Source organism: Pontibacter flavimaris (assembly GCF_001907195.1).
Lineage (GTDB): Bacteria > Bacteroidota > Bacteroidia > Cytophagales > Hymenobacteraceae > Pontibacter > Pontibacter flavimaris.
This window is the reverse complement of the sequence record NZ_LVWA01000005.1, coordinates 235,873-248,449: the sequence shown is the minus strand read 5'-3', so window position 1 is coordinate 248,449 and position 12,577 is coordinate 235,873. Positions and strand designations below refer to the sequence as shown.

Genomic DNA, 12,577 nt, shown 5'->3' with positions numbered 1-12,577 from the left:
AGAACTAACTGGAAGTTCTATGAGCGGTGATGAAATACAAGAACTAATAGCGCTATTAGGCAAAAATGAGAATGCTCTACACGCTAAGAAAATTGTAGACAACTGGGTACATATAAGATGGTACACCGAGTGGAATTTCTGGAATGAACTAGAAAAGATAATTGAAGGAGAATACACAGTTTTACCAATTCATAAATTTTCTGGCGATCACTTAGATGTAGCTATCCATAGAAGTAGAAAAAGAAATCTTCAATACGGCCTAATGTTCTCGGTCAAGAAATTAAATACCCATAATATATGCTTATATATTGAAAGAGGTGATGACAACATGTACTACGGCTTAACCATCCTTGATGAACACAACAGCAGAATAGCATCCAACAGCCCTGTTTACAATGAATTTGCTGCAAGATTAGAAGAAGTAAGTAACTGGAACCGAGAGCCAGAGTGGATTGCAGGAAACTGGTTTAAAGAGCCTGTTAATTTTGAATTCTTCGGTGAACAGAATACGCTTAAGCTTGTAAACCCAGAGTACAGAGACAAATATACTAGTAAGCTGTGGGCGGAGATTAAAGACTACATAAAGGTCTGTGAACTTGAAAGCTTTGAACTACCTGTAGGCGAGCCAGCAATTTAAATTTAACAAGTTAACAAGTGTAGCTTTGAAAACACTTTTACAGAAGGTTGAAGATATCAGCCTTAGATACACCACGCCAGCAGAAAAAGGAATCAATCTTTTCAGCTTACTCAGAAACCACACAGACGAAGTACATCTGCATTCAAGATTTATAGCTGAGCTACTTAAACCTGATGGTTCCCATGGGCAGGGTCGCCTGTTTCTGGATAAATTTATCCACTTGTGCGAGGGTGAGACAATTAACTATCCAGCTCCGAAGATCAAGAGGGAGTACCGGAAAATAGACATACTTATTAAGTCGGGCAGCAATGCTATTGTAGTTGAAAATAAAATCTGGGCGCCAGACCAGGAAAGGCAGTTAGAAAGGTATCACAATACTATGATAACTGAAGGTGCTACTCCCCTGCTTGTTTATCTGACCGTAGATGGTAGAACACCTAATGCCTATACACGCGGAGCATTAAGTGAGGAAGCTATCAAGACAATTTCCTATAAAGAAGATATTCTAAATTGGATTGAGAAATGTAAACAGGAAGTTACACATTTGCCTTACCTACACGAAACGCTACAGCAATACGAAAACATTATCCGCAAACTTACCGGCACTACCATGAACGACAAAGAAACTGATGAAGTGATAGAGCTTCTGAAGCAAGAAGATCATATTCTAAACGCAGCTAAGATTGTTGAAAGCTGGAACAAAGTTAAGATCAAAACAGAATGGAATTTCTGGGATGAACTGTGCCAAAGGATAGAGCAAGATATGCCTGGTTCTATACTTGAACCTCGTAAGGTAACTTGGGAAAAGGTTAAAGACGTTGTGAAGAAGAAAAAGAAAGGCAATCCCTGGTATGGCATTATGGTTAAACTGGCAGACTACGATAATGATCTAATTTGCCTTTTCATACAGAGAGGTATCAGCGACTTGTACTACGGCATTACTGTCCTAGGCAACGGGGAAGATCGAAATAGTAGTGGTACTACTAAATATGCTACACTTGCTCGAAGTATGAGTGGGTCAAACGATACGCAGCAAGAGCAGCGATGGCTCGGTAAAAAGATGTTTTCTGAACCCATTAACTTTAAGCAGTTTAATAATCAAAGTACCTTGAAACTAATACAGCCTGAATTTAGGCATAGCTATGTTGAAAAGCTTTGGGGCGAGATAAAGGAATACATTGAAGCTTGTGATGTTAAATCCTTTTTAAGAGATAACCCAATATAACCTACTTGAGAAACTCACCAAAACCGGTGCCTTTCTGTTTTATAGTAGATTAACTTAATAACACCTATCAATAGGTCATCAACAATGATTGAAGAACTTTACTATCATGACGCAATAAGTCCAAACTTTACTGCTGCAACAGTAGGTGTTAGCAAATATAAGTGGATAGCAGTAGAAGAAGTAGACATTGATAAAAACGAGTACCAACAACGGATGCAGGAAAACAAATTTAATGTTCTCCCAATAGTTGCATCTGATGAAAATACATATGAATACTTCCGAACAGTTTCATATAATGATTACAGTACTGTGACACGGAAGAAAATTGAGTATGCAGATACCATTCCTCTTGATATAAGTATAAAAGAACTGATTTTTAAGTTTAGCTTCACCAAAAGAACCTTCTTCTTCTTAACTCTTAATGGTAAAGTATCAGGATTAGTATCACTCAGCAATCTAAACTCCCGTAGTGCACAGATTTACATTTTCAGCTTGATATGTGAGTTAGAAAGAGCGTTGGGTGAATATATTTTGAAAGAAATTCCCGAAGGGCAAATTTTAGAATATATTAAGCAAAAAGCTGTTGAAAACGAGCAATTCCAAGATATACTAGATGTTTACAAAGAGCTTAAGGAACAGGATTTAGAAGATAACATCACAGAACATCTTTATCTAAGAAACTTCTTTGAAATCATAACCAAATATGGGCTCTCCGAAAAGCTAGGCTATGGTAGTAAAGACTGGAAATCGCTCTATTCTATCAATGAACTAAGGAATCGCGTCGCTCACCCTACTCGAAGTCTGATCAGCGAAGATCAGCCAATTGATAAGTTACAATCACGGCTGGAGCGGGTTGATGACCTATTGTTCAGACTTAAACATCAGCAAGATTAACTAAATGCTTCGCAAAGACGCAGTCAGTCTTAACCACTACATAATACAATAAATCACTAAAATATCAATTATTTACTTTTCTTTATTTACATTACTTTCACGCTATAAAGCGTGAAAGTAAAATGACTAAACATAAACTTACATTACCCAAATTAGAATCCCTATTACTCAAGGCATGCGACATTCTGCGTGGCAACATGGATGCTTCTGAGTTCAAGGAGCATATCTTCGGGATGCTATTCCTGAAGCGTCTGTCTGATAAGTTTGAGGAGGACAGAGCGAACCTGAAGAAAGAGTACGAGGCGAAAGGCTGGAGCGAGGAGCTGATACAAAAGCAGCTGGACAACCCTAACAAGTATAACTTCTACATACCGGAGCAGTCGCTATGGAAGAACATCCGCCACCTGAAGAAGGACGTGGGCACGGCGCTGAACAAGGCGCTGGCTGCCATTGAGGATGCCAACCCCAACACCCTGCAGGATGTGCTGAAAGGCATTAACTACAACAAGAAGATCGGTCAGAAGGCGATGGACGATGCGAAGCTGGTGGAGTTTATCCAGCACTTCGAGAACATCCCGTTGAAGGACTCTGACTTTGAGTTTCCGGACCTGCTGGGTGCGGCCTATGAATACCTGATCAAGTACTTTGCCGACAGCGCGGGCAAGAAGGGCGGAGAGTTCTATACGCCTGCCGAGGTGGTGCGCCTGCTGGTAACCATACTGGAGCCGGCACAGGGCATGAGCATTTACGACCCTACGGTGGGCTCGGGCGGTATGCTGATCCAGAGTAAGAACTATGTGGAGGAAATGGGCGGCAACACCCGCGACCTGGCGCTGTACGGGCAAGAGATGAACGGCACTACCTGGGCGCTTTGCCGCATGAACATGCTGCTGCACGGCTTCTACTCTGCCGACATCCGCAACGAAGACACGCTGAAGAACCCGCAGCACCTGCAGGAGAACGGGGAGCTGCGCCGCTACGACCGAGTCATCGCTAACCCGCCGTTCAGCCAGAACTACAGTTCGAAGGAGATGCTGCACAAAGACCGCTTTAAGTACTGGATGCCGGAGAGCGGCAAGAAGGGCGACTTTATGTTTGTGCAGCACATGGTAAGCACGCTTAAAACCTCGGGCCGTATGGCGGTGGTGATGCCGCACGGGGTGCTGTTCCGAGGCGGTGAGGAGAAAGCCTGCCGTACCTGGCTGGTGCAGAGCGGGTTGCTGGAGGCCGTGATCGGGCTGCCGCCGGGGCTGTTCTACGGCACCGGTATACCTGCCTGTGTGCTGGTGGTAAACAAGAAAGATGCCGCCGACCGAAAAGAGGTGCTGTTCATCAATGCCGACAAAGAGTATAAAGAAGGCAAGGCCCAGAACAAGCTACGCCCCGAAGATATTGAGAAGATCAACTACGTGTACCACCACCGCCAGCAGGTGGAGAAGTACGCTCGACTGGTTTCACACCTGGAGCTGGCGCAGGAAGACTTTAACCTGAACATCCGCCGCTACGTGGACAACTCCCCTGCCCCAGAGCCGCACGACGTGCACGCGCACCTGAACGGCGGCATACCTGCCAGCGAAGTGGAGACGCTGAAACAGAACGGCATGGTGCACTATAAAGGCCTGAAAGAAGACCTGTTCTGCGACCTGAAACCAAATTACCTGCAGTTACACCCACACATCAGCGAGAAGGAAAGTATAAAGCCACTAGTGGAGGCGCATACGGGTGTGGCCGAGGTGCTGCAACAGTACAGCAACCTGTTTAGCCTGTGGTGGGGCCAGTATCAGCAGGAGCTGCAGCAACTGCCAAACGGTAAGCCGCTGTACAAGGTAAAGCAGCAAGGGTATACATCGCTGGTGGAGTTCTTCCAGCCTTTGCCGATGCTAAGCGACTCGCAGCTGCGCGGTGCTTTTGCAGGCTTCTGGAGCGACCTGAACAGCGACCTGAAATCGGTGGCGGTCAGCGGCTGGGGACCAGAGCTTATACCGGATGCCGACATACTGGCTTCGCAATTTCCGGAGCAGCTGGTGAAGATAGAGCAGTATAAGGCCCGCATAGCCGAGATAGAAGCCGCCCTGGAAGAAGCCGAAGGCGAAGACTACGACTGGGAAAACAGCGAAAGGGGCGCTCTGCCAAAGGGTATGCTGAAAGACCTGAAGGCAAAAGCCAAAACCGATAAAAGTATTAAAGTGCTGGTGGCAAAGCATGAGGCCCTAATCAAAGAGCTGAAGACGCTGAAAGCCGACATCAGCACGATAGAGAAGAAGAAAGACGAGCTGGTAGAAATGGCCCGCCAGAAAATAACACCAGCCGATGCCGAAGAACTAATACTGCAGCGTTGGCAAAACACTTTATGGGCTGGCCTGCAAACGCACCTGAAGCAGAACCAAATGGAGGTGCTGGCACAGCTGGAAAACCTGTTTGAGAAGTATCAGGTGAACATGAAGAAGCTTTTGAGCAGCAGAGAAGAAGAGCAGGCTATTTTACAGGATTTTTTAGTGGAGTTGGGATATGAATAAGAGTATTAAAGATTATTTAGAAATAGATAAGAAAGGAATACAGCCAAACTTCTTTCCTAATGAGGCTTTCTGTTATTATAGCTTACCAGATTTCGATTTAAATGGAAAGCCAAGTATAGCCTTAGGTAGAGAAATTGAAAGTAATAAGTTCTTAATAGAAGCTGGTTCACTATTGATTTCAAAGCTAAATCCACGAATAAAAAGAGTTTGGTTAGCTAATCACGAAGATGAAAAAAGAAGAGTCTCCTCAACAGAATTTGTTGTCTTAAGACCTAAAGAAACTGCTGATTCAACTTACTTCTTTTACTATTTACAACAGGACAATCTTTACAAACAGCTTGAGTCTAATGCTATTGGTTCTACAAATAGCCACGTAAGATTCAAACCTGAATTTCTAACAACAATAAAGGTAGATATTCCTAAGCTTAGGGTACAGCAGAAAATAGCCAAAATTTTGCGGAAGGTAGATGGGCAGATTGAGAAGACAGAGGCCATCATTGCCAAGTATAAAGCCATCAAGCAAGGGCTTATGCAAGACCTTTTCACCCGAGGTATAGACGTAGCCACAGGCAAACTCCGCCCCCGCTACCAAGACGCTCCTGAACTATACAAACCTTCTCCGCTGGGTATGATTCCAAAGGAGTGGGATGTTGACATTTTGGCCAATCAATGCTTTAGAAGTGGAGAGTATGGTATAAATGCGGCTTCTGTTCCATTCTCACACTCTTTACCAACCTACTTAAGGATTACGGACATTACAGATGAAGGGAAATTTGCGAAGGAGGATAAGCGTTCAGTTAATTCTCCTGAATCAAGCAAATACTTATTATCTATTGGTGACATAGTTTTTGCGAGAACAGGAGCAACAGTAGGCAAGACTTACCTTTACAATCCAGCAGACGGCCCATTAGTTTTCGCTGGATTCCTGATAAAATTCTCACCTGACCCTGCGCTTCTACTCTCTTCATTTCTAAAGTATTATACAGAAACACCTGCTTACTTGAATTGGGTACAGGTTATGAGTATGAGAAGTGGACAGCCAGGAATAAACGGGAATGAGTATGGTAAAATGTTACTCCCTTTACCTGATACTGATGAGCAGAAAGCTATTAGCAAAACTCTTAATGCCAATACAGAAATCATAGATAAAGAAACAACGAACCTGAAAAAACTTCAGCAATTAAAGAAAGGTTTAATGTCAGATTTGCTTTCAGGTAAAGTACGTGTGCAGGTAGATGAGGAAGCTATTTGCTAGTAAGGAAATATAATTTCTAAATGCTATGTTTTTCCTTAAAACAAGAAAAAACCAGTTATCGACGCTCAGAAACTACCTCATTTTGGTTGATCAGGTAGTGGTTTAATATGACTTAAAGATTGCAAGAATAAAGAAAAATGAGGGAATTCGACGAAGTAGAAAAACAGATACTAAGAAAGATAAAAAGATACAAGGAAAGTGGTATTACTATTAATTTTTCAGCCATACTTGATGATTTCTATAAAGACAGAGCTTTAAAAATCAGAAGGGATACTAAAGAGAGTTGGATTCTATTTAGCAACAGCAAATTTGGAAAATTTGATTCTAATATTGGAGCATGGATTCCTAAGGATGAAATGATAAAGGGAGTAGCGCCTTCAACAGAAATATTAATTAAAATCATTTTTTTGCTTAACTACTTAGAAAAAAATGGTTTTATTTTCCTATATGATTTTGCTGGCTCAGATGAGAAGGTCTCAATTTTCCCTACTCTTGATTCATCACCAAGGCCACACCCTTTTCCTATATCAGACAAGAAATTAACTGAACTACTGATTGAGTACTTCTATAAGGAGGTTTATATCAGTCAGAGTATAGTTACTTTAGTAAACAATGATTTCAAAACTAAAGATGAAATCCAGCATGATGAAGCTATAAAGCTAGCAAATGATAGTCTAATTGTTGGAAGAGATAGCATTAAGATAGGCAAGCAAAGTATCAAAGTTGGCAAAGACAGTATCAAAACAGCAAACAAAGCAATTACAGTAAGTATAGTTGTCGGTGCATTAAGTGTGCTACTTTCTGGATATTCTATTTACTTAACTTACGCTAATTCGGGTCAACCACTTGACCTTAACCCGGAGCAGGTAAAGTCTGTGGAGAACAAAATTACTGAAGTCTCAGACAAACTAAATAGGCTTGATAGTATTAGTCAAAACACCCGAACTACAGTAATTAAGTTAGATTCATTAATAACTACTAGTAAGCCGAATATTCCCTTAAAGGCAAAAGCGACCAAAAACTCAAAGACAGCTATACAGAGAAAACCTAACTCTTAACCGCTATGACAGAACATACTTTAGTAGAGCAACCCTTCCTGAAGCAACTGGAGCACCTCGGCTGGCAAGTATATGAGCAGCCTGCCGGTATACCTACAGATGCTACACTTTCGCTGCGCACCAACTTTAAAGAAGTGCTGCTGCCCGGCGTGCTGAAGCAAGCTCTACTAAGTATAAACCTGGATGAGAAGGGGCAGCCCTGGATAAGCGAGAAGCAGGTAGACGAACTCTATAACGAAATCAGCGACTTCGGGCGCATGCACCTGCTGGAAGCCAACAAAAGCTTCACGCACGCGCTGCTCAACAACAGTCTCCGCGTCGATTACCACGACGACCCCGCCGATCCGCGTCCTGTCAAGCTCATAGATTTCGACCATCTCGAGCGCAACAGCTTCATTGCCATCAATCAGTTTAAGGTGGATACACCGGGGCTGGCTAAGGCCTGTATCATCCCTGATGTGGTCCTATTCGTGAACGGTCTGCCGCTGGTAGTAGTGGAGTGCAAGAATACCAACGCCTATACTACCAACCCGCTGCACGAGGCCATGAAGCAACTGCAGCGCTACAGTAACCAGCGCCCTTCTACCCATGCCACCGGCCTGAAGGAAGGCGAAGAAAGCCTGTTCTGGTACAACCAGATCTGCGTAGCCACCTACGGCGACAAAGCCTGCTACGGCACCATCACCAGCCTCGATGAGCAGTTCTTCTCTGAGTGGAAGTATATCTACCCCGAAGCTTTCCAGAACTACATTAAGCCGCTGGATGTGGAGCGCAGTCAGGAACGGCTGGTGCAGGGCATTTTACCGCCTACTACCCTGCTGGATATAGTCCGCAGCTTTACCTTGTTTATGTCCGTAGGCGGAGGCAAAGAAGCCAAGATTGTGTGCCGCTATCAGCAGTACCGCGCCGTGGGTAAAATAGTGGAGCGCCTTAAAACAGGTCAGACGCCGATGGAGCGATCCGGTGTGGTATGGCACACGCAGGGCTCCGGCAAGAGCTTAACCATGGTCATGCTCATTAAAAAACTGCGCACCGAACCAAAGCTGGCCGACTACAAAGTGCTGCTGGTTAACGACCGCACCGACTTGGAAGATCAGCTCAGCGTCACCGCCACGCTCACCGGCGAGAAGATAGACTTTATTGAAAGTATAAAAGACGTAAAGCCGAAGCTCTCCACCCCTACTAGCAACGCCGTGATGGTGATGATGCACAAGTTCCAGACAAAGGAGTACAAGCTGACAGATATAGCCGGCGAGATACTGAGCCAGGCAGCAGAGCCGCTAAAGCAGTTCAACGTATTCGGGGAGGTAAACCCATCCAAGAAGATCCTGATCCTGATAGACGAGGCGCACCGCACGCAAAGCAGCGACCTGGGCAACAACCTGTTCGAGGCATTCCCGAATGCTACCAAGATCGCCTTTACCGGTACCCCGCTTATCACAGAGCGCCACAAGAAAAAAACACACGACCGCTTCGGCGGCTACATAGACCAGTACCGCCTGCGCGATGCCGTAAACGACGGGGCCACCATTCCCATCCTATACGAGGGCCGCGAGCCCGACAATGCTATCAATCAAAAGGGCGAATTAGATCAGAAATTTGAAGAAGCTTTCGGCAGCAAAGAGCAGAAAGAAAAAGAACTGATCAAGCGCAGGTATGCTTTAGGCAGCGACCTTCGTGAAGCTGAAGAGCACGTTGCAGCCGTTGCCCGTGATATTGTACATCACTACACCGAAAACATCCTGCCCAACGGCTTTAAGGCACAGGTGGTAACCAGCTCGGTGCTGGCAGCCGTACGTTACAAAGATGCGCTTCTAAAAGCGCTGCAGGAGAAAGTGGCTGCGCTTAAAGTAGAAGCCAATCCGGATGAAGAACTGATCAACAAGCTGGAATTCCTGCAGGTATACGTCGTAGTTTCCGGGCAAGGCACGAACGAAGAAGCCATCATCACGCAGGCCCGCAAAGAAGCTTCTGCCGCCAACGCCGTAGATAACTTCAAGAAAGCCTTCGACTACGATAAACCGGAAACAGGTATAGCCTTCCTGGTAGTATGCGAGATGCTGCTGACAGGCTTCGATGCCCCTATCGAGCAGGTGATGTACCTGGACAAGAAGCTAAAGGAGCACAACCTGCTGCAGGCCATTGCTCGCGTAAACCGTACCTACAAAGGCAAAACCCGTGGCTATGTAATTGACTACGCCACTAATACCCAAAACCTGCAGGGCGCCCTCAGCATTTACGGCTCCAACGAGGTGCAGGAAATTATGGAGAACCTGAAGGGTGTGGAGACGGAGATACCGGTGCTGGAGTCGCGTTACCGCAGGCTGGTGCAGCTCTTCGAAGGCAAAGGAGTAACCAATTTCGAAAAATACCTGACCCAGCAGATAAAGGACATTCCTACCCTGCTCAAGCTACAGGAGCAATGCATAGAACTGGCCGCAGACATTAAGTTCCGCTCCAGCTTCGATGTATACCTGAAGCAATTCATGGAGAGTATGGACATCGTGTTGCCACGCCCTGCCGCTTCGCCCTACCGCATACCGGCCAAGCAACTGGGCCACCTGCAGATCCTGATCCGCAACCGCTACAAAGACGACACCATCAACATAGAAGGTGCCGGTGAGAAAATCCGCCAGCTTATCAACGAGCACCTTGTCAGCCTGGGCATTAACCCGAAGATCCCGCCAGTAGAGTTACTCTCCAAAGACTTCATCAAGGAAGCCAGGAAGAACAGCAATCCCAAAGCCGTAGCCTCGGAAATGGAGCACGCCATCCGTAAGCACATCAAGGTAAACATAGATGATGACCCAGCCTTTTACACCAAACTGAGCGAGCGCCTGGAGAAACTCCTGAAGCAACACCACGACGATTGGGATGCCATGGTAAAAGCCCTGGAAGACCTGCGCAACGAAGCCGCAGCTGGTCGGCAGGCAGGTATAGCCGGGCTCTCTGCCACCGAAGCCCCTTTCTACGACCTGATGATGCAGACCGCCTTTAAGAGCAAGACTCCATCAGCTGAAGAGGAAGAAAAAGCGAAAGCTACTTTAAAGCTGGCGGTAAAGCTGATGAGAGCCACAATTAAGTTTACCAGCTTCTGGGAAAAGGGCAGCGAGATAGACCTGCTTAAAGGTGACTTGTCTGACATCCTGATTTCTTCGGATGTAGAAGCTTTGATTGAGCATGAGAGTAAGATTATAAATGACCTGCTGGACCTGGCAAGGCGCAGACACAACGAGTTGATTCATGAAGAGCAGCAAGCACCTGATCCAGTATAATCTTAAGCGAAGCCAGCGCAAAACAGTCAGTATCTATGTAGAGCGTGACGGCGAGGTAATGGTGATGGCTCCCAAAGAGATGTCGGATGCCGCAATCGACGAACTGGTAGACAGTAAAGCCGCTTCTATCTTTAAGCACCAGGCAGAGCTGGAAGAGCTGAACCAGGTAAAGAAAACCCGCGAACCTGTAAACGGTGAAAGCTACTTATACTTAGGTCGTAATTACAGGCTGGAGTTAGTAGAAAAGCAGGAAGCCCCGCTAAAACTGAAAGATGGTTATTTTCTGCTACAGAAGAAGCATGCCCCTAAAGCTGAGCAAATCTTCAAGCAGTACTACAAGGAGAAAGGCGCCAAGCGCATTCCAGAACGCGTGCGCTACTACGAAAAACTGATGGGCCTCACCACCAGCGAAATCAAGATTATGGATCTGCAAAACCGCTGGGCCAGCTGCAACACCAAAGGCGACCTCAACTTTCACTGGAAGTGTATGATGGCCCCACTCAAAGTGCTCGACTACATCATCGTGCACGAACTAGCCCACCTGATCCACGCCAATCACTCTGAAGCTTTCTGGAACGAGGTAGACAAAGTACTGCCGGATTACCGGGAGCGGAAGAACTGGCTGCGGGTGAATGGAGCAGGGATGGATTTGTAGAAACTAAGCTCCTTCGGTTTTCGCGACTGGCTGGTACTGGTCTAAGGCAGCTTTCAGATTGCCCATGGTTTCCTCTTTTAGCCACTCTGGGCTTATCACTTCCACATCCTTTCCATAAGACAGGATAAGTCGCTTAAATTCAAAATTGATAACTAGATCCAGCTTTACCTCCAGAAGATCAGGCGCGAGCCACTTGTCATGCTGAGACCCATGAATAGGTTTATTTATCACATATTTCCCAGCTCTTCCGTTTAAATGCAATACCACAGGCTCAGTGGTAGCTCCGACAGGTTTCGTTACGCCGATCATTTCATCAAAGTACTCAAACCAATCAATTTCTGTGTTAGGGTGATACTTCCCATCAGTCTCAGTGATGCTCACAATCCTATCAAGTGCGAGATTCCAGTTATAAAATCCCTCATCAGGGTTGTAACCAAATAAAAACCACCTGTTGTTATACTGCTTCAGGTAATAAGGATGGATCATAACATCGTAAGGAGCATCATTCTCAAAAGGTTGGTAACTCACACACAGCACCTTTTTATATAAGATAGCATTATGCAGCTCCCCTAATAGCTCAATACCTTTTAAATACAGATTATTGTCGAAGTCGATTATCACATCCTCTTCCTGTTTTAACGCAATACCCTGATTTAGCTTGGCCAGTATCTCATGCACATATTCAAACTGTGGCATACCTTTAAACTGAGCCAAAATGGTCATAGCATTGCGGAGCTGATTTATTTCAACTTCATTTAAGGGTGAGTTATCTATTGAGAAAGAAATGTCAACATACCTGTAGTATACCCTCTTGCTCTCTCTATGCTTATGTAACTCTATACTATAACCTTCACTGCTCTCCATAAAAGCTATGTCCTCAAATATCTGCCTACGGCTTATGCCTTTAGAATCTGGATCAATCTCAAGTAAAACTTTATTGCACTCATCAATAAGATCCTGGATAAAATACCGCCTACCTGGATTACGAAAGCATCTATCCAGTACTTTATATCGAATTACAGCATGTTTATTTCTTGCCATGGCTTTTATTTAGAATAGTGC

The 12,577-nt window shown here is 45.1% G+C and carries 9 protein-coding genes; 8 read left to right on the top strand and 1 reads right to left on the bottom strand.

The genetic code is table 11. The features are described 5' to 3' along the window. Positions 1-19 precede the first annotated feature (19 nt). The 8 genes from A3841_RS09515 to A3841_RS09480 all read left to right on the top strand — a co-directional run bounded on the left by A3841_RS09515 (position 20) and on the right by A3841_RS09480 (position 11,515). Positions 20-637, top strand: a complete 618-nt coding sequence (locus A3841_RS09515) for a hypothetical protein (protein WP_073852092.1) — start codon at positions 20-22, stop codon at positions 635-637. A 25-nt stretch (positions 638-662) separates the two neighbouring features. Continuing rightward, a complete protein-coding gene (locus tag A3841_RS09510) occupies positions 663-1,862 on the top strand; it encodes a PDDEXK-like family protein (protein ID WP_073852091.1) in 1,200 nt (399 codons plus the stop codon). Between the two features lie 84 nt (positions 1,863-1,946). Further along, entirely contained in the window at positions 1,947-2,756 is an 810-nt protein-coding gene (locus A3841_RS09505) for a hypothetical protein (RefSeq protein WP_073852090.1), read from the top strand. Between the two features lie 122 nt (positions 2,757-2,878). Further along, a complete protein-coding gene (locus A3841_RS09500; RefSeq protein WP_073852089.1) occupies positions 2,879-5,272 on the top strand; it encodes a type I restriction-modification system subunit M in 2,394 nt (797 codons plus the stop codon). Further along, entirely contained in the window at positions 5,265-6,527 is a 1,263-nt protein-coding gene (locus A3841_RS09495; protein WP_073852088.1) for a restriction endonuclease subunit S, read from the top strand. The genes A3841_RS09500 and A3841_RS09495 overlap by 8 nt, the downstream gene beginning before the upstream one ends. A 137-nt stretch (positions 6,528-6,664) precedes the next feature. Continuing rightward, on the top strand, positions 6,665-7,585 hold the full coding sequence (locus tag A3841_RS09490; RefSeq protein ID WP_073852087.1) for a hypothetical protein: 921 nt from the start codon (positions 6,665-6,667) through the stop codon (positions 7,583-7,585). Between the two features lie 5 nt (positions 7,586-7,590). Beyond that, the gene (locus A3841_RS09485; protein WP_073852086.1) at positions 7,591-10,860 is read left to right on the top strand and encodes a type I restriction endonuclease subunit R; all 3,270 of its coding nucleotides are present in this window, start codon (positions 7,591-7,593) and stop codon (positions 10,858-10,860) included. Continuing rightward, on the top strand, positions 10,829-11,515 hold the full coding sequence (locus A3841_RS09480; RefSeq protein WP_073852085.1) for a M48 family metallopeptidase: 687 nt from the start codon (positions 10,829-10,831) through the stop codon (positions 11,513-11,515). The genes A3841_RS09485 and A3841_RS09480 overlap by 32 nt, the downstream gene beginning before the upstream one ends. Before the next feature lie 3 nt (positions 11,516-11,518). Here A3841_RS09480 and A3841_RS09475 read toward each other — a convergent pair whose 3' ends face one another. Next, positions 11,519-12,556, bottom strand: a complete 1,038-nt coding sequence (locus tag A3841_RS09475; RefSeq protein WP_073852084.1) for a helix-turn-helix transcriptional regulator — start codon at positions 12,554-12,556, stop codon at positions 11,519-11,521. Between the last annotated feature and the right edge of the window lie 21 nt (positions 12,557-12,577).

Coding starts and splice junctions, on each gene's coding strand:
- A3841_RS09485 (WP_073852086.1), top strand. CDS start 7,591: ATGACAGAACATACTTTAGTAGAGCAACCCTTCCTGAAGCAACTGGAG.
- A3841_RS09495 (WP_073852088.1), top strand. CDS start 5,265: ATGAATAAGAGTATTAAAGATTATTTAGAAATAGATAAGAAAGGAATA.
- A3841_RS09490 (WP_073852087.1), top strand. CDS start 6,665: ATGAGGGAATTCGACGAAGTAGAAAAACAGATACTAAGAAAGATAAAA.
- A3841_RS09475 (WP_073852084.1), bottom strand. CDS start 12,556: ATGGCAAGAAATAAACATGCTGTAATTCGATATAAAGTACTGGATAGA.
- A3841_RS09480 (WP_073852085.1), top strand. CDS start 10,829: ATGAAGAGCAGCAAGCACCTGATCCAGTATAATCTTAAGCGAAGCCAG.
- A3841_RS09500 (WP_073852089.1), top strand. CDS start 2,879: ATGACTAAACATAAACTTACATTACCCAAATTAGAATCCCTATTACTC.
- A3841_RS09505 (WP_073852090.1), top strand. CDS start 1,947: ATGATTGAAGAACTTTACTATCATGACGCAATAAGTCCAAACTTTACT.
- A3841_RS09515 (WP_073852092.1), top strand. CDS start 20: ATGAGCGGTGATGAAATACAAGAACTAATAGCGCTATTAGGCAAAAAT.